The organism is Burkholderia sp. AU44665 (genome assembly GCF_030504405.1).
Classification (GTDB): domain Bacteria; phylum Pseudomonadota; class Gammaproteobacteria; order Burkholderiales; family Burkholderiaceae; genus Burkholderia; species Burkholderia semiarida.
On record NZ_JAUJRI010000016.1, the window covers coordinates 22,610 to 41,120 of the forward strand.

15 protein-coding genes are annotated in these 18,511 nt (G+C 64.2%); 3 read left to right on the forward strand and 12 right to left on the reverse strand.

The window, feature by feature from the left end; translation table 11 throughout:
* Positions 1-348: 348 nt before the first annotated feature.
* The 9 genes from QZM15_RS25490 to QZM15_RS25530 form a co-directional block, all read right to left on the reverse strand.
* Positions 349-633: a PAAR domain-containing protein gene (locus QZM15_RS25490; protein ID WP_302107486.1), complete on the reverse strand. Its 285-nt coding sequence runs from the start codon at positions 631-633 to the stop codon at positions 349-351.
* Positions 630-1,598 (reverse strand): DUF6708 domain-containing protein, encoded by a 969-nt coding sequence (locus QZM15_RS25495; protein ID WP_302107487.1) that lies wholly within the window; start codon positions 1,596-1,598, stop codon positions 630-632. The genes QZM15_RS25490 and QZM15_RS25495 overlap by 4 nt, the downstream gene beginning before the upstream one ends.
* 12 nt (positions 1,599-1,610) lie before the next feature.
* Complete coding sequence (locus QZM15_RS25500; protein ID WP_302107488.1) at positions 1,611-4,187, reverse strand: T6SS effector BTH_I2691 family protein; 2,577 nt, start codon at positions 4,185-4,187, stop codon at positions 1,611-1,613.
* A gap of 30 nt (positions 4,188-4,217) precedes the next feature.
* A complete protein-coding gene (locus QZM15_RS25505; RefSeq protein ID WP_226289860.1) occupies positions 4,218-5,021 on the reverse strand; it encodes a DUF4123 domain-containing protein in 804 nt (267 codons plus the stop codon).
* A 10-nt stretch (positions 5,022-5,031) separates the two neighbouring features.
* Entirely contained in the window at positions 5,032-7,584 is a 2,553-nt protein-coding gene (locus tag QZM15_RS25510; protein WP_302107489.1) for a type VI secretion system Vgr family protein, read from the reverse strand.
* A 379-nt stretch (positions 7,585-7,963) separates the two neighbouring features.
* Positions 7,964-8,290, reverse strand: a complete 327-nt coding sequence (locus tag QZM15_RS34025) for a DUF1488 family protein (protein ID WP_367032873.1) — start codon at positions 8,288-8,290, stop codon at positions 7,964-7,966.
* Positions 8,291-8,485: 195 nt separating this feature from the next.
* On the reverse strand, positions 8,486-9,877 hold the full coding sequence (gabP, locus tag QZM15_RS25520; protein ID WP_124863519.1) for a GABA permease: 1,392 nt from the start codon (positions 9,875-9,877) through the stop codon (positions 8,486-8,488).
* 376 nt (positions 9,878-10,253) lie between these two features.
* Positions 10,254-10,598: an MmcQ/YjbR family DNA-binding protein gene (locus QZM15_RS25525; protein WP_059577066.1), complete on the reverse strand. Its 345-nt coding sequence runs from the start codon at positions 10,596-10,598 to the stop codon at positions 10,254-10,256.
* A gap of 81 nt (positions 10,599-10,679) precedes the next feature.
* Positions 10,680-11,945 (reverse strand): MFS transporter, encoded by a 1,266-nt coding sequence (locus QZM15_RS25530; protein ID WP_302107491.1) that lies wholly within the window; start codon positions 11,943-11,945, stop codon positions 10,680-10,682.
* A gap of 193 nt (positions 11,946-12,138) precedes the next feature.
* Between QZM15_RS25530 and gcvA the strand changes: the two genes are divergently transcribed.
* From gcvA to ettA, 3 genes are all read left to right on the forward strand, one after another.
* Positions 12,139-13,056 carry a transcriptional regulator GcvA gene (gcvA, locus tag QZM15_RS25535; RefSeq protein ID WP_302107492.1) on the forward strand — a complete coding sequence of 306 codons (918 nt, stop codon included), beginning with the start codon at positions 12,139-12,141 and terminating at the stop codon, positions 13,054-13,056.
* A 99-nt stretch (positions 13,057-13,155) separates the two neighbouring features.
* Entirely contained in the window at positions 13,156-13,464 is a 309-nt protein-coding gene (locus QZM15_RS25540; RefSeq protein WP_059577075.1) for a DUF3761 domain-containing protein, read from the forward strand.
* A 171-nt stretch (positions 13,465-13,635) separates the two neighbouring features.
* On the forward strand, positions 13,636-15,303 hold the full coding sequence (ettA, locus tag QZM15_RS25545) for an energy-dependent translational throttle protein EttA (protein WP_006494122.1): 1,668 nt from the start codon (positions 13,636-13,638) through the stop codon (positions 15,301-15,303).
* Positions 15,304-15,436: 133 nt separating this feature from the next.
* Here ettA and QZM15_RS25550 read toward each other — a convergent pair whose 3' ends face one another.
* The 3 genes from QZM15_RS25550 to QZM15_RS25560 all read right to left on the reverse strand — a co-directional run bounded on the left by QZM15_RS25550 (position 15,437) and on the right by QZM15_RS25560 (position 18,500).
* Positions 15,437-16,060: an HAD family hydrolase gene (locus QZM15_RS25550; RefSeq protein WP_059577077.1), complete on the reverse strand. Its 624-nt coding sequence runs from the start codon at positions 16,058-16,060 to the stop codon at positions 15,437-15,439.
* Positions 16,057-16,608 (reverse strand): cysteine hydrolase family protein, encoded by a 552-nt coding sequence (locus QZM15_RS25555; RefSeq protein WP_124863523.1) that lies wholly within the window; start codon positions 16,606-16,608, stop codon positions 16,057-16,059. The genes QZM15_RS25550 and QZM15_RS25555 overlap by 4 nt, the downstream gene beginning before the upstream one ends.
* Before the next feature lie 77 nt (positions 16,609-16,685).
* Positions 16,686-18,500, reverse strand: coding sequence for an aminopeptidase P family protein (locus tag QZM15_RS25560; protein WP_302107493.1), 1,815 nt, complete (start codon positions 18,498-18,500; stop codon positions 16,686-16,688).
* Positions 18,501-18,511: the final 11 nt, after the last annotated feature.

An 18,511-nucleotide genomic window follows, 5' to 3' on the forward strand; every position in this document is an offset into this window, starting at 1 on the left:
CCCAGGCGTACGGCAATTCACGGAGAACCCCTTGCGGCCATGGTGCCGCAAGGGGTTTTCCGCTTTATGCTCCCAGCATCATTCCGCTCCGGCTGCGGTCGGTGGTGCCCGCTCTTGCCGGGTGCGAAGACATCAGGCATGTGCTCGCCCGGCTGGGGCACACCTCGAACGTTGTGACCCTGCGCGTTCCAAATGCCAGTTTCGGGGCAAACTGACCGATGCGCACCGTCTGCAGAACAACGGCTACAGGCGAAGCAGAGACGGGTTTCTCAAACGTCAGTGCAAAATCTGCGAGGTTCTTCAGATAGACGGTGCGCGTATGCAAAGACGCGCATCCATCGTGAGCCGTCATGTCTTTATGGAGCCCAAAGTCTGCGACGCAACCAGCCTCGGCAGCGGTTCGCATTTGCACTGGCACAAATCGTTCTCCAGTGCGACCTGCTTACCCATCATCGTCATCGCACGTGGCGAGCCGTCGCTTATGATGACGCCCGTCATGCCGCAGGCGGGACACAGAACAGAAGCACCCAGATATGCGAAAGGTTGACCCTGAAACGAAGTGCCGGCGATACCCTCAACCACAACCCCGTTGCGGTCAGTCTTATCGCCCTGACGAATGAATCGGCGACTCATGCTGTAAGGCCGTTGGACGGCGCCGCAGCATTGCACGCCCGGTCGATATCCTCCGGCCACACCGGTTCACGGCAAGTCAGTTGGGCGAACCACTGCATCAGAGAGAAAATGAATGCTGGAAGTGCGCCGATCCCCATTACCAGCCACACCATCGGATTGCGCGAGTTAGTTAGGTCAGACCAGCCTTCAAAATTCAACCTAAGCGAATTGCGCAGAGAGGCACCCCTCGGCAGGAATTCAGTCACGGGCGGCACGGAAGCGGGGCCTTCCTCCATAAATCGCCGGTAGAACTCGAAATCCTGGTAAAGGATTTTCATGACCTCCTGACCTCCCACACTGCTCTCATCGAATGCCAGGACGACTCGTGTTCCTACCGAAAACGTGTCCTTAACCAGTCCCTTTTCGTCAAGAACAAGGCAGCGAACCATACGCGGCGTGGTGCGCGCGAGGCCCTGTCTGGGTTTGCGTTCAACGTACAGGAAGGCACTATCCCAGGGTACCGATACAACCCCGCCAGGGCCATTGTGCTTGAACGCATAAATCATCCGGTTGCGCCGGTCAAAGCGGACGGGTTTGCTGATGTAGTTGAAGCAGTCGCGCGTCAATGCCCAAATGCCAAGCGCCGAGAAACAGAGCGCGATAAACAGGAAAAAGCCAAGCGCACCGTACATGAGACCCTGTTGTCCTCGCTGCTCGTAGATTGGGGGTAGGTGGGTCATCAGCCAAAGAATAAACGCGAGAGCCGCCAATGAGCCGAGCCCTGGCAACATAAACGCAAAGACCCCCCAGCCCTTCTCCGAATAGGTTCCATTGCGGACCTCGAGGCAGGTATCGCTCATCGAGAACACCGAACGGTCATCCTTGGGTGTGTCAGACGCAGGCTGTCCGATTGCCAGGCGAGCAGCCTGTTCTTCCTCGCTGACCGGCCGATTCAGGCGGTACCACGAGAGTCCATCAAATGCCATCTCTTTTCTCCATCACGAAAGCATTGCCGCAAATGCCTTTTGGTCTTCGGCCAGAGTCGGAAACCGGTCTTTGGCCTCTTTCAACCCAAAAAAGCATCGTTCAAGCCACTCATCCACTTCCTTTCCTTTGAAGTAGTTGATGAGGATACCAATGAGGGCAGCGATAAGTAGAAGTGGCAAGGCAACGACAGCCGCAGCGGAGGCAGAGAGGAAGAGGACGGAGAAAGCGAGAGCAAGACCTACAAACCCTGACGCTGTATCCAGGATAAACATTGTTGCGTTGCCCTCCTTCGCATCCTGCCCGGCGTGATAGAAGTCAATCGCCGCAGATACGAGTCCGACCGCTGCGCCGCCAAACTTTCCGGCGAACTCGAGGGCGCCTGCCAATCCTCGCCAACCAGCCCCCAACTGGGCGCCCGCCTTTTCGAACGCGCCAATTGTAGCCGAGCCATATTGCGCAACGCCCGCCACGAGCCCACCGATAGCGTTGTCGAACTTGATGCCAGCTTCTGTTTGATTGAACCGGTTCGACTTCTTCAACTCTTCACGAGCAAAACGAAGATTGATGGCACTGAATATCGCCCCGATGCCAGCAAACCCAGGTTCCCCCTTCGTCATAAGCCGGAATTTCGGCATGTAAATCGTCTCGACCACGTCGGGCGTCAGCGTCGCGCTGGCCAACTTCTCGAAGCCAGGTTTGGCCTTGACGCTTGCCAGGGCAGCGGCCTCCGTCGCCGGGCTTTCGACTGGCACGAACTGCTTCGCCTTGATTTCCGGGTCGGCACCGCCACCTACGGTGGCCTTGTCCTGAAGCTGCTTTTTCAGGTCCTGCACGCTGATTTTCTGCCGGCCCGGCATCACTTCCTGCATCTGACGGGCGATGTAGTTCACCCACTGGTTCACCGAACCGTATACGGCCTTAAACTCGAACAACTGTTTCGTCCGCATGCACAGAGTCGCATACAGCACTTTGGCCGCAGCCGTATCTACGCTCGCACTGATAGCTTCGGCCACGGGCCCACCTGTCTCATGGAGAAGCCACGCTAACGCCTTCGCAACAGCAACCTTGATACCCTTATCCTTCGACTCCTCCACCTGCTCTATCTTGCTGTATGACTCGATGAGCTTCGCCACAAACTCCCTCAGCTCCATATACGGATAACCGGAGACTTCTTTGACCTTTTCGGCCAGTACTGGACTATTCAGAACGAATGCCCGCAACAGCGGATTGCGGGTATCGGATACGTTGCCCTTAGCCCATTTGACAAGCACATCAACAGTTTCCTTGCGGTCAGCCGAGCCTTCGATGCATCGCGTAAACGTGTTGGTATAGTTCAGCCCGCATCGCCAGCTTCCCGACTCGTAATCCGACTCGAAGACATTCAGCAACGCGGGACTGGACAGCCACGCCTGATGGTCTTGAGACAGTGGTATCAGCGTGCTCGTCTGCTCTGACTTCATCGCCTGCGCCATCTTTTGTCGAAAGTCGACGATGGACTGCTGCCGATAGTGGGTCGTATAGGGCTTCCATGCCTCCGGTCCGGCCGTTGCAAGCTCAGCCGCCTTCTTCGCGTCAATGCTTTTGAGTTGCTTCTCAAGCGCCTTGCCACCATCGAACAGTGCCCCGAGGCTCATACCCTCATAGGCATTGGCTTCCAACATACTGGCGCCACGTTCCACGTCCTCTTTCGCCGATACCGCGACCGCCTTTTGCAGCGCGTCGATTGCGCTGGCGGTCCAGATGCCGTGTCCATACGGCGCAAGCGCCGCTCCGAAAGCGACGCGCTGCTCGAAATTGAGTTCCTGCGTGATGCCAACCGGGTCCCACAACGCGAAGAACAGCCCCTTGTCCGGCAGGATGGAATCCATCGCCTTTTTCAGGGCCGGCTGCTGCCCGGCACGGTTATGGTACGGAAAGCAACCGGTGACGAGCGCATCGGGACTACCGCCCTTGTATTCGCTCAGCAGCCCCTCGAGATGGTCCAGGCTGTCCGCGTGCGGCTGATTCATGCTGCCGTTATACCAGGCGGTCGCATCAAACTTCTGCATCCGCTTGTCACGACAACCCATGAAGTTCTTCGCGTAGGTGTCGCGGACTTTCTGTGTCCAAAGCTCATCGCTGAACGCCAGATACACGGTTCCGGCATGTTCGGCATCTTCAATGGTGATGCATTGGGCCAGTTGCGCATGCCCGGGTTGATGACAGCTGAACGGTTTCTCGAAGCTACGGTCGAGCTTGATGCCGACCGGATAGTCGTACAAGTATCCTTCCGCCGTAACCGCATATATCTGCCACCGCTGTGTTTTTGGATAGAAGATATACACGTAGCCGTAGCGCAGAGTGCGCAGCGTGTACTTCGCCTTCTTGAGCGCAATGCCGACGACGCCGTCGCCAAACTTGCCCCCCATGAGCGACATCGCGCCAGCAGAGCCGTGAGCCTTCGAGTTGGCCACGACCCCATAACGGACGGGCAGAATCGGCAACCCTTTCTTCTTGCACATATTGCATGAATTCGGCGCGCGCGAGCTTGTCTGCATCGCGGACTGCGTGAGCTGGGAAATACTCGCAAAGTTCGTGTCGAGTGCCATTCTTTATCTCTCTTGTGCCGCCACTCCGGCTCATTGATATTGGATGCTCTCGCGCGCAATCGTTTCCCAGTCTGCTGCGCTCCAGTTCGCGACTGCTTCAGCATACGGGCCTTTCCGCGGTGCCTGTAGAACGGCCCGAATACGCGGGTGATGGTCGAAGTAGGGGGAAACCAGTGTGCCGTGAAATGCAAAGGCAAGCAGGTCCCCGCCGGCGAGTCCATGTGCTTCGCCTTTTGCAAGCTGCGCATCGAGCAACGCCGGCATATCGGGACGAGGCACCGTACCGTTGCCCCGGAGCACATCAAGTGCACGCTGAACCAGTTCGATGCGCGCGATGCGTGCGTGCTGGTCCGCCGTAACGGCCAAGACGGCTTCCGGTGCGGTTGCGCCGTTGACCACCGTCCAGCCACTTATGAGGTCGAGATACGTCCAGGACGCAACCGGCCCCAGAAGCGCGCCCATCTGCTCGGCCTTCAAGATGCGGCGCAGGTGCGGAAACACGCGTGGGTCGTAATAGCGGAAGACCGCATCGCCCGAAGTCGGCGCGGGCAGTATCAACCGGTCTGCCAAATGCTGCTGCAGCCGGCCCGTTGCCGTGCCGCAGTCGACAATGGCGCAAACGACCGGCGGCGAGCCGCTCTTCAGATCCGACTCGGCGCGCTCTCTCAACGCCGGCAATTGCAATTCGGGATGCTCGGCACAGTACAGTAGGGGCGCCACACCCTCGAGTTCGGGACGCGCTGAGGGAACCAACTCACCGACTTCATAGACCGGGGGCACACCGGACAACTCGAGCTTCCCGTTGACGCTCTCAACAATGACGTAATGAACCATACCGACCACCCTACACGAGCGCCGAGCCGGATTGTGCTGCGGCAGCGAACTGCTGGGCGCACGACTTTGAAGGCGCGAGCTGCGCCGACACGCTATCGCCTGCCGGGCCATCGAAGACGAGCGGGCTGCCCTTGACCTCGACCAGTCCCGGCGCATGGATGAGGATTTTCCCTTCGGCGATGCGAATTGTTGCGCCACCGGCGGTGAGGGTGATTTCCTTCTCGGCCGTAATGTTCACCGAATCGGATGTGGACACGACCTTCACGGTCTTGTCTGCCGTCAGTTCAATGTTGTCCGACTGCGCCTGCACTTCTACCTTGCCTTTGCCGGCGAACAGTTTGATACCGGCGTTCTGCACGAAGAAGCTCAGCTTCTCGCCCACACTGGCAATCCACGACCTGGCCGCCGAAACGTAGGTGCTCTCACCGCTGACCAGATTGACGTGCTGGGTCGCGGCCGCGTGGAGCGACTTCTGCGTCGACAGGCCCATGTCCGCCGGACTCGCCAGCAGCATGACAGGCTGCGAAAACGCGTTGGCGCTTCCCGTACCCCCGCCCGCTGTCCGGCCCCCGGTCATATTGCCCTGCACATCGCTCTGCGTGACTGCAGCGAAGTCCTTGATGGCATCCTGGGCATCGTCCAAGGTCTCGGCCTTGCCGTCGGCTGCTGCAAGCGACCGATGCTGAATCACGCCGCTCGAATCGATAAGGTGCTGCGTGGCTTCCTTCACATCCAGCGGCTGACTCGACGTACCGCCACGGGCATAGGTAGAGACGTAGAGCCCGTGTCCGGCCCGCAGTGCGCCTGACGCCTCAGTCTTCAGCTCGAAGCCCGTGCCAAGGTAGTTGCCGCGCGTATTGCCGTTGTGGTCGATGAGATAGCCGACGTGCAGATACGAATTTGCCGTCGAGCTGTAAAGCTGCGCCCGGTTCTGCGACGTGGAGTCGTCGAAAACGAGTTGATTGAAGCCTTGACCGCTGTACTCCTGGGACTTGAAACCGGACAGCAGGCCGTTCGAATGCCAATGCGGCGCGTTGACGGAGTGAAAGAGCACCCCGCTCACGACCGGGCGGTCGCAATCCCCGTCGAGGTAGTTGACCGCCACCTCCTGACCGATTCGCGGCACAAAAACACCGCCGAACCCTTTGCCAGCGTGCGGCAGTATCACTCGCATCCAGCACGATGATGTCTCGTTGTTGCCGCCCAGACGGTCCCAGTGCATTTGAACCTTCACGCGGTTCAACTCATCCGTGTACACCTCCTCGCTCGCCGGTCCGACGACAGTGGCCGTCTGCATGTGCATGACCGGCTTTGCGTGCTCGAACGGACTGCGAAAAGGCACGGAGCGACGCTGTGCCTCAATCTCGACTAGCACGAAGCTTTCATTGCCCAATCGGTCTTTGGACACGAATGCGGCTTGCTGGTCCTTGTATTCTGCACGCAGACGCGACAGACGCCGCTGCAGGCTTCCCGGAAATGGACGGCTGTTGCCCAGCGGTAGATTATTCTGGATGGCCCAACGCACACCGAGAATCGCGAACTCGCGGTCTTCGGGCTTGTCGCCATCGTGTTCTGGGTGGTCTTCCAGTGTGAACCACCGGCCGACGTCCATGCACGACACGCTGCCCACGCCATGAAAACGTTTGCTGCGTGAGGCCATTTCTTCGAGACGGACCCGTACCGCCCGCTCTCCGCGGTCATATGACTCGCCAGTAACCGGGAAGCTGTAGTGGCCAGTGTATTCGTACACTTCTAGCTGCTGCGGGATATCGCCTTGGTCAACCGGGGAACGTCCCGCCCGCTGCAAAGCGCGCGACGGACGCTTGTAATCGGCCGTGCTGAACGCGTAGCCGACGCTTTGCGTCGTGCGCTCGCTGCCCCATTCGACGAGCGAACCAGCTTGACCGTCCCGGTCCCCGCGATAGAACGATACCTGCTGGATGGCGAGTGGCTTGCACTTGAACAGGTCGTCGGTCACCACGACCGTATGCGACTTGCCGTCCTCGGCGTGCTCGATATACGTGAACCAGCCCTCCGACTCCATCAGCCGATGGATGAAATTGTGGTCAGTTTCGTACTGGGTGCAATACGACCGAACCGCCCCGGGGTCTTTCACATCGACCCGGAAATGGCCCCGTGCCTGAGAATGACCGTTGAATACTACGGTCAGGATGTCGGCGGTCGTCAGATCCTGGAAGATGCGTGCATCCTTCCTGTACCGCAGAAATCGCATCCATGACGAAAATGAAAGCTGGTAGTAACAGAGTCCCCCATCCGCCCCCAAGCGGCGCGTCTCATGGACATAGCCTTGCCACGGAAGGTATGACTCGTCGGCTTGGCGGACCCATAACGTGACGGGTTGCCCCATCAGTTTCTTCAGTTGGAGCGCATTCTCCCGGGAGACAACGTCGACCGTAAGTTCGAAATCACGGCCAATGCGCGATTCGCCGATAACGCGCTGCGGTAACAGCACCTTCGCCCCGAGGGGAGTGTCCAGGATGAGCGTCCGGTTCGTCTGCTCGATTCCCGCGTCCAGCATCAACGCGTTGGGCAACCTACCCATTTCGAATATCTCCTCGGGAGGTAAAAAAGAACATAAAGCGAAGTGGCACAACATCAGTAGAGATTTTGCCACAACGATCCGCTCGATTTGATAACAAAGGTAAAAGAGTCTCAGACGCCTGTGAACGCGATTCAACGCAACGAAATCTTTCGCCTCGGCAATACTGACTCTCTTGCATCCCCCTGACAACGAGTGCCACGTCTCTCGCTCCATCGGCTGCGAAACGGCGCAATTATCTCGCGAGCCGTCTCTCAACGCATAATCCCGAAAATGCACAAATCGACTGCCGAGCAATCATTTTTCTAATTTCGCTCGCAAGCATTTATTTTGATTGAAAACAACCGCTAGAAATGACAGGCTGCACACATTTCGCTCGGCGTTACCGACGCCAATGGTTGCGAAAAACATCCATCGTCAATACAACTGGTCCATCGCCGCGTGCGAGCGTCTCTCGCTCCGCCATGGCCACGAGACGACCTCGGCTGCCGGCAAACGCCCGGAGAATCCGAGCCTCGCTGGCGCCGGGTGGCACCCGAAAGTGCCGCTCCAAGACCTCCCGCGCCACGTGACACGCGACCATAGTTCGACAACACAAAGCAACCCTTCGGCCGTCCGGCGCGACGCGGGGTTGCGAACACACGCGAACGTGGTCGCTACTGCGCACCGGCACAGCAGCCGCGCTTCGATACCCGCCGACGCAGAGCATAGCCCGTCGGCCGCTTCGATTACCGCGACGGGCGCGACGAATCGGATTTGATCCGGCGCGCTTCAGTAGCGTTGCCCGATCGTTGATCCCTCAACGACATCCTTCCAATCGCGGAATAAAAACGGCCCGACCGGCAAACACCGATCGGGCCATGTTTCACGGCGCGGGCTTTCCGCCCGCCATCACGTCACGCCATCACGTCGCCGACACGCGCCGCCCTTCACCCGCCCGCGCATCGCGCCCCCGCTTGTTCAACCACGACGCAAGCAGCACGAGCAACGCCAGCACGGCCGTCGCGCCCACTTCCATCCGATGATCCTCGCTGACGAACATCACGGTCAGCGTGCCGCAGATGAACAGGATCACGGCCCACGTGAGCCACGGGAACAGCCACATCCGCAGCGTCAGGTCGGCGCCGCCCGATTCGAGCGTCTTGCGCATCCGCAGTTGCGAGACCGCGATCACGAGATACACGAGTAGCGCGATCGCGCCCGACGTCGCGAGCAGGAACCCGAACACCTGCTCCGGCATCAGGTAGTTCGCGATCACGGTCAGGAAACCGAACGCGGTCGACGCGAGCACGGCCGCACGCGGCGTGCCGGTCGAATCGGTGCGATGCAGGAACGCGGGCGCGTCCTTGCGCCGGGACAGCGAGAACAGCATCCGCGACGCCGTGTACAGCGCCGAATTCAGGCAGCTCGCGACCGACACGAGCACGATCACGTCGATGATCGCCTTCGCGTTCGGGACGCCGATCAGTTCCATCGCGCGCTGATACGAACCGTGCTTCGGCAGCAGCGGGTCGTTCCACGGCACGATGGCCGCGACGACGAGGATCGAGCCAAGATAGAACAGCGTGATACGCCAGATGACGGAATTCGTCGCGCGCACGATCTGGCGTTGCGGGTTGTCCGATTCGGCGGCCGCGATCGTCACGATCTCGGTGCCGAGGAACGAGAACATCGTCGTCAGCATCGCCGCCAGCACCGCGCTCGCGCCGTGCGGCATGAAGCCGTCATGCACGAACAGGTTCGACACGCCCGACACGGCCGGTGCCGGAATGATGCCGACGATCGCCGCGCCGCCGATGCACAGGAACACGACGATCGCGACGACCTTGATCAGCGCGAACCAGAATTCGAATTCGCCGTAGTTCTTGACGGAAAAGAGATTGGTGACGGTGAGCAGCAGCGTGATGCCGAGCGCGAAGATCCACGTCGCGATGTCCGGGAACCACGCATTGAGGATGGTCGCGGCGGCGGTCGCCTCGATCGGGATCACCAGCACCCAGAACCACCAGTACAGCCAGCCGATCGTGAAGCCGGCCCAGTGGCCGATCGCGCGATCGGCATAGGTCGAGAACGACCCGCTGTCCGGATGCGCGACGGCCATCTCGCCGAGCATGCGCATCACCAGCACGACCAGCACGCCCGCGATCGCATACGCGAGTATCGATGCCGGCCCGGCCTCCGCGATCGCGTGCCCGGAGCCGACGAACAAGCCCGCGCCGATCACGCCGGCAATCGACATCATCGTTACGTGACGCTGCTTCAGGCCCGTGCCGAGGCCCGTGTTGCTTCCACTCATCTGTCTCTCTCCAAAAAACGGTTCCGGTACGACCGGTGTCGCGTGAAGGCGGCGCGGGGAGTTGTCGTTCTTGAGTCCGGCCGCGGCCGCGCGTGCGTCGCACGCGGGCATGGGCCGGATGGGGGCCGTTCCGGTCGGGTCGTCCGCGCAGTCTGCGAAGCTGCGGGTGCGATGCGGCGCGCCAAGCGCCGGCGCATCGCGTACGCCCGTTCCGTCGGCTGTCGTCAGCCGCCTTCGAAGCGAAGGAGTGTAAGCACCAAACGGTTCTTCACTAAGAACCAATTGAGGAATTTCGATGGGACCACTCATTGCATCGATACGCACCGATGCAAGGTTTGATTGGTTCCGGCGCCGGCTCGAGCGCGGGGCGCGCCATTCAGTTCGCGTCGCGGGCAGCTTCGTCCCGCCACTTCGCCGGCACGATCGCGAGCCATTCGCGCAGAAGCAGTTTTTTCACGGCGTCGGGGCGCGCGGCCGACAGGCGCACCAGCACGATCGGCCAGCCGACATAGTGATCGGTCACGTAGTACACGTCGGGCGCCGACTCGATCAGCCATGCACGCTCGTCGGGGCCGACGCCCTTCACGACGAGCGTGTCGCCGTCCTCGCGCAGCCGCGCGAGCAGCTTGCCCTTCACCTTGAGCGCGGGCGTGCCGTACGACGTGCCTTCCTCGACGCCGCGCCATGCCAGTGCGATCTGCCGGACTTCGTCGAATGTCACGATGCCTCCCCGACCGTACGCCGATGGTTGACGGTCCGGCTACCCTACCGGAAACCGCGCGACACGCCCAGCCGCGCGGCGCTATGCGCCGGTCGCACGCGCGGCGGCCGGCGCACGCCCGGTGGTTGCGACGATCGCGAACGCAATCGCATTCGCGGCGGCGCTCGCGAGGATCGGCACGAGATAGCCGCCGCCCGCGTCGTAGATGAAGCCGGCGGCGGCCGGCCCGATCAGCGTGCCGAACGCGACGCTCGTGTACAGAATGCCGATGATCGCGCTCACGTTGCGCCCGCCGAAATAGTCCATCACGACGGCCGGCAGCACGGCGACCCAGCCGCCGTAGAACACGCCGAACACGAGTGCGAACGCGGCCAGCGTCGCGACGGTGCCGGCGCCCGCCCATGCGACGAGCGCGACGGCCATGCCGGCGAACATCGCGAGCAGCGATGCGCGGCGGCCGAAGCGATCGGCGAGGCCGCCGAGGAAGAAGCGGCCGGCCGTGCTGCCCACGCCGATCGCGCCGAGCAGCAGCACGGCCGTCGACGGCGCGACGCCATGATCGAGCGCGTACGGCACGAGGTGAACGAACGGGACGAACACGCCGAACGAGCAGACGAGGCAGGCCGCGTACAGGCTCGCGAACGGCCGCGACGTGACGGCTTCGCGGACCGTCGCGCCGGCATGCACGTTCGCACCGGTCGACGCAGCGGCGGCATCCCCACTGCCGCCGCCGGGTGCGTCGCCGTCCGGCAGCAATCCCCGCCTGCGCGGATCGTTCTCGATCAGCAGCGACATGCCGGCTCCCAGGACGATCACGAGCGAGGCCAGCGTGAAGTACGCGCCGCGCCAGCCGACCTGCGCGATCAGCGCGGACGCGAGCGGCGGCATCACCAGCGTGCCGACGCCGATCCCGGCGACCGCGAGCCCCGACGCGAACCCGCGCCGGCGCACGAACCAGCGCTGCACCGCACCGACGGCCGGCACGTACGCGCTGCCCACGCCGAACCCGACACCGAGCCCGTACGCGACATAGACTTGCAGCAGCGTATGCGCCGCGCCGGCGGCCGCGAGCCCCGCGCCGGTCAGCAGCATTCCGGCGACGGCGAGCCGTCGCGAGCCGAAACGATCGGCCAGCGGCCCGCTGACGATGCCGAAGCCGAAGTACAGGAAGCCGGCGAGCGAGAACACGAGCGAGATCTGGCCGCGCGACGCGGCGAAATCCCGCTGCAACGATTCGACGAACGCACTGAACGTATACGCGCTGCCGAATCCGACGAACGTGACGGCGAACGCGGCCGCCACCACGTACCAGCCATAGAAAAGGCGCGACGCGCCCGGGCGGTTCATGACGATGCTCCTCTCAGGTTCGACCGGCCGCCGCGCGGCAGCCGTGTTGCCCCATGGATATAGTTGAACTATGTTGACCGCATCGGCTGCCGGCAGGCAGCCGCAAAACAAGCGATCCGATGCATCAACGGTACTCGCGCGTACGCGCCGCCTCAAACGATATTTCGTCGACCTTTCGATTTAGAAAAACTGAATGAATCGTTCCCGCCTGCCGCCGCTCAACGCACTGCGCGCCTTCGAAGCCGCGGCCCGCCACCTGTCGGTGAAGTCGGCGGCCGAGGAGCTGTCGGTCACGCCGGGCGCGGTGAGCCAGATGATCCGCGTGCTCGAGACGCATCTCGGCGTGCAACTGTTCGAGCGCGTGAACCGCGGGATCCTGCTGACGGCCGCCGGCCGCGACTACCTGCCGCCCGTGCGCAACGCGTTCCGGCAGATCGCCGATGCGTCGCAGCGCGTGTCGGGCGCCGCCGACAGCGGCGTGCTGACGGTGAGCGTCACGCCGTTCTTCGCGTCCGCATGGCTCGTCCCGCGCCTCGCGCAGTTCCGGCAGGCGTGCCCGGACGTCGACCTGCAGGTCGTCACGAGCCACGCCCTCGCGGATTTCGCGCGCGACGGCGTCGACGTCGCGATCCGCCACGGCCTCGGGCGTTACATCGGGCTGTGCGGCGAACGCCTGCTGACGGTGGAAATCGTCGCGCTCGCGTCGCCCGAACTCGTCGCGCGGCTCGGCATGCCGGCGACGCCGGCCGCGCTCGTCGGCTGGCCGCAGTTGCACGACGCCGAACGCAAGGGCTGGCACATCTGGTTCGGCGCGCAGCGGATCGACGATTTCGGGCCGCCGCGCGGCCCCGCGTTCGACGATTCGGGCCTGCTGCTGCAGGCGATCGTCGCGGGCCAGGGCGCCGGGCTGCTGCCGGCCGCGATGGTGCGCGGCGAGCTGGCGAGCGGCCGGCTCGTGCAGCTTGCCGATACCGCATGGCTCGACGATTTCGCGTACTACCTCGTCTATCCGCCGCATCATGCGGAACGGCCGAAGGTTGCGGCGTTCCGCCGGTGGATTCTCGATGCCGCGCAGGCCGACGGCGCGGCGTCGATGTCCGGCGCGGCGTAGCGTCGCGCGGCGCCACGGCGCCGATCCGCTAACATGCCGCGCGGGCGGTCGGCTCGACATCGCCCGGTATCGATAACAACGAACGGAACGAGAGAGACCATGCGTGCCCTGCTCCGCCGCGCGACACACGTCGCGACCCTGTCCGCCGCGCTCTTCGCCGCGGGCGCCGCGTTACCCACGCCGGCACATGCCTATCGCGCGTCGCCCGGCCACGGCAACGAAGCCGATCTCGACCGTCACGACACGTATCGCAACCGCGACGGCGAAACCGTGCATGCGCCCGCGCATTCGAAATCGGGCCGCGTGCCGGACGGCGCGAGCGCACGCTGCCGCGACGGCACGTACAGCTTCAGCCGCCACCGGCGCGGCACGTGCTCGGGGCACGGCGGCGTCGCCGCGTGGCTGTGAGCGCGGGTCGGCCGAATGGCCTGCGCCGTGCCAGCGGCAGCCCGCAGCGAAGTACAATACGCGCTCGCACCGCCGCGCCCCGCGCGGCACGCTCCGTACCGAATCACCCGACGCCGCCACGCCCGCGCGCGCTGCGCGGCCGTCTCAACCACTTCTGACTTTCACACCGAAATGGCCCAATACGTTTTCACGATGAACCGGGTCGGCAAGATCGTGCCGCCCAAGCGCCAGATCCTGAAGGACATCTCGCTGTCGTTCTTTCCCGGCGCGAAGATCGGCGTGCTCGGCCTGAACGGCTCGGGCAAGTCGACGCTGATCCGCATCATGGCGGGCGTCGACAAGGACATCGAGGGCGAAGCCACGCCGATGCCGAACCTGAACATCGGCTACCTGCCGCAGGAACCGCAGCTCGATCCGACGAAGACCGTGCGCGAAGCCGTCGAGGAAGGCCTCGGCGACCTGTTCCAGGCCAACAAGAAGCTGGAAGAAATCTACGCCGCGTATGCCGAACCGGACGCCGACTTCGACGCGCTCGCGGCCGAGCAGGCGAAGTACGAGGCGATCCTCGCGTCGAGCGACGGCGGCAGCCCCGAGCAGCAGCTCGAAGTGGCCGCCGACGCGCTGCGCCTGCCGCCGTGGGACGCGAAGATCGAGCACCTGTCCGGCGGTGAAAAGCGCCGCGTCGCGCTGTGCAAGCTGCTGCTCGAGAAGCCCGACATGCTGCTGCTCGACGAACCGACCAACCACCTCGACGCCGAATCGGTCGACTGGCTCGAGCAGTTCCTGGTGCGCTTCCCGGGCACCGTCGTCGCGGTCACGCACGATCGCTACTTCCTCGACAACGCGGCCGAATGGATTCTCGAACTCGACCGCGGCCACGGCATTCCGTGGAAGGGCAACTACAGCAGCTGGCTCGACCAGAAGGAAGAGCGCCTGAAGCAGGAAGAAGCGTCGGAGTCGGCACGCCAGAAGGCGATCAAGAAGGAACTGGAGTGGGTGCGCCAGAACCCGAAGGGCCGTCAGGCGAAGTCGAAGGCGCGTATCGCCCGCTTCGAGGAACTGAGCAGCCAGGAATACCAGAAGCGCAACGAAACGCAGGAAATCTTCATTCCGGCCGGCGAACGCCTCGGCAATGAAGTGATCGAGTTCAAGAACGTCAGCAAGTCGTTCGGCGACCGCCTGCTGATCGACAACCTGAGCTTCAAGATTCCGGCCGGCGCGATCGTCGGCATCATCGGGCCGAACGGCGCCGGCAAGTCGACGCTGTTCAAGATGCTGACCGGCAAGGAACAGCCGGATTCGGGCGAAGTCGTGATGGGCCCGACGGTGAAGCTCGCGTACGTCGACCAGAGCCGCGACGCGCTCGACGGGTCGAAGACGGTGTTCGAGGAAATCTCGGGCGGCGCCGACGTGCTGACGGTCGGCAAGTACGAAACGCCGTCGCGTGCGTACATCGGCCGCTTCAACTTCAAGGGCGGCGACCAGCAGAAGATCGTCGGCAACCTGTCCGGCGGCGAGCGCGGCCGCCTGCATCTCGCGAAGACGCTGATCTCGGGCGGCAACGTGCTGCTGCTGGACGAACCGTCGAACGACCTCGACGTCGAAACGCTGCGCGCGCTGGAAGACGCGCTGCTCGAATTCGCGGGTTCGGTGATGGTGATCTCGCACGATCGCTGGTTCCTCGACCGGATCGCGACGCACATCCTCGCGTTCGAAGGCGATTCGCAGGTCACGTTCTTCGACGGCAACTACCAGGAGTACGAAGCCGACAAGCGTGCGCGCCTCGGCGAGGAAGCCGCGAAGCCGAAGCGTCTGCGCTACAAGCCGATCAGCCGCTGAGCGGCGCGGCCCAGGCAACCGGCGCCGCGCTCACGCGGGGCCGGCGCCGAAGCGGGCCGCAACCGGCACGGCACAACGAAGAAGCGGGCTCATGGCCCGCTTTCTTTATCCCGCCCGGCGCTCGCCCCGACGCTTACGCGAGCGCGCCCAGTTCGCGCAGCCGCGCCTCGGTCGCCGCCGCGCTCGTGTGATGAATGCCATGCCAGCCGAGCGCCGTCGCGGCCGCCGCGTTGTGCGCGTTGTCGTCGATGAACACGAGCTCGTGCGGTGCGATGCCGGGCAGGTGCGGTTCGATCCGTGCCTGCATCTCGCGGTAGATCGCCGGATCGGGTTTCACGAGCTTCACGCGGCCCGACACGACGATGTCCTTGAACCGGCGCAGCACCGGGAAGTTGTCCCAGGCATACGGAAACGTCTGCGCGGACCAGTTGGTCAGCCCGAACAGCGGCATCCGCTGCGCGTCCAGCCGGTCGACGAGCGCCGCGCCCTCCTCCAGCACGCCGCCGATCATCTCGTGCCAGCGCGCGTAGAACGCGCGGATCAGCGCCTCGTGCTCCGGAAACTTCGCGACGAGTTCGGCCGTGCCTTCCTCGATCGTCTGCCCGCCGTCCTGGCGGACCACCCAGTCCATCGCGCACACGTGCGTGAGGAACCAGCGGCGCTCGGCATCGTCGGGAATCAGCTCACGGTAAAGGTACTCGGGGCTCCAGTCGATCAGCACGCCACCGAAATCGAACACCACTGCCTTGATCGTCATGCGAACTCCGTGGCGAGCACGTCCGCGAGCGGCCGCGGCGTCACCGCGTTGCCCGACAGCGAATTGTTGTTCCAGATGAAGTGGTGGTGCGCGACGATCTGCGCCGCCGACAGATGGGCGCGCTCGTTCGTCGTGTGCAGATCGGACACGACGGTCGTCCGGTAGCCGAGCAGCGCGGCACGGCGCGCGGCGGAATCGACGCAGAACTCGGTCGCATAGCCGCAGATCAGCACCGACCGGATGCCGTGGCGATCGAGCTGCGCCGCGAGCGGCGTGTCGTGGAACGCGTCGCTTGCCTGCTTGCGCACGCACCAGTCGGCTGGACCGACGACCAGCCCCGCATGCAGTTCCCAGCCCGGCGTGCCGGGCACGATGTCGTCGTCCGCGTCGCCGTCGTGCTGCACGAAGCACACCGGCGCGTTCGCCGCGCGCGCCGCCACCGTCAACCGGTTGATGCCCGACACCACGTCGGCGAGCCGGTACGCGGGCTGCGCCCGCTCCACCAGCCCGCGCTGCATGTCGATTACGATCACCGCGGTGTCCGCCATTGCCTGCCCTCGCTGTTATCGTCCGGCCGTCGCTCGATCGTTGCCGAATCGCGATCCGGCCGTTGCCGCACGTTGCGTCAGATCGGCTGCGTGCGCGCGTCGAGCCACGCCTTCGCGTCGCCGCTCAGGTGCCGGCCGACGCGCTCGCGCACCGTCGCGTGATACGTGTTCAGCCACGCGCGCTCTTCGTCGTGCAGCATCTCGATCAGCACGCAGCGCGTGTCGATCGGGCACAGCGTCAACGTCTCGAACGCGAGGAAATCGCCGAATTCCGTCTGCCCGGCCGCCCGGTTCACGACGAGGTTCTCGATCCGGATGCCCCACTGGCCCGGACGGTACACGCCCGGCTCGATCGACGTGATCATCCCCTCTTCCATCGCCGTGTACGGCTCGGCCGGCGCATAGTGCGAGATGACCTGCGGGCCTTCGTGCACGTTCAGGAAGTAACCGACGCCATGCCCGGTGCCGTGGCCGTAGTCGAGGCCGGCCGCCCACATCGGCGCGCGCGCGATCGCGTCGAGCATCGGCGAGCGGATGCCGCGCGGGAAGCGGGCGCGCGACAGCGCCATCATCGATTTCAGCACGATCGTGAAATCGCGCCGCTGCAGGTCGCTGACGGTGCCGACCGGCACGACGCGCGTGATGTCGGTCGTGCCGGTCATGTACTGGCCGCCCGAATCGATCAGCAGCAGGCCGTCGCCGGCGATCGTCGCGTGCGACTCGCGCGTCGCGTGGTAGTGCGGCATCGCGCCGTTCGCGTTGAAGCCGGCGATCGTCGCGAAGCTCGCCGATACATAGCCGGGGCGCCGGGCGCGCGCGGCCGTGAGCTTCTCCTCGATCGTCAGCTCGGTGATCGTCTCGCGATTGACGGCCTGTTCGAACCACGCGAAGAATTCGGCAAGCGCGGCGCCGTCGTGCTCCATCGTCACGCGTACGTGCTCGATCTCGGCGGACGTCTTGCGCGACTTCGCGAACGTCGACGGATTCACGGCCTCGACGAGCTTCACGCCGGCCGGCACGGCCTGGAGCGTGCCGAACGTCACGCGGCGCGGATCGATCAGCAGCGTCGCGCCGTCGGGCAGCGCCGCGAGCGCCGCGCGCGCGGCGTCGTAGGCGCGGACGTCGACGCCATCCTGCGCGAGCGACGCGGCCAGCGCCGGCGACACCTTGCCGTCGGCGACGAACAGCGTCGCGCGATCGGCGCCGATCATTGCGTGCGCAACGAACACCGGATTGAAGTTGACGTCGGCGCCGCGCAGGTTGAACAGCCACGCGAGATCGTCGAGCGTCGACACGAAGTGCCATTGCGCGTCCTGCGCGTGCATCGCGCGGCGCACTTCGGCGAGCTTGCTCGCGCGCGTCGTGTCCGCCTGCGGCGCCACGTGCTCGAAAACCGCATCGCCGGGCAGCCCGGGCCGCTCGGGCCAGATCGCGTCGAGCAGGTCGACGTCGGTACGCAGCGCGATGCCGCGCGCGCTCAGCGCGGCCGTCAGCGCGCGCGCGGCCGCGACGCCGAGCACGGCGCCGTCGACGCCGACCGTCGCGCCCGCCGCCACGTTCTGCGCGAGCCAGTCGACGTGCGGCGCGCTTTGCTGCCCGCCCGTCATCTTCATCAGCTGCACGCCGGTGCCCGCCAGCTCGGCGTCGGCCTGCACCCAGTAGCGGCTGTCGACCCACAACCCCGCGAAATCCGCGGTCACGACCAGCGTGCCGACCGAACCCGTGAAGCCGGACAGCCAGCGGCGCGCCTGCCAGCGTTCGGGCAGGTATTCGGACAGATGGGGATCGGCGGACGGCACGAGATAGGCGGCCAGATTCTCGCGGGCCATGGCGCCGCGCAGCAGCGCGAGGCGGGCCGGCACCGGCGAGACTTCGGGGAGACGGGCATTCATGATTTCACCTG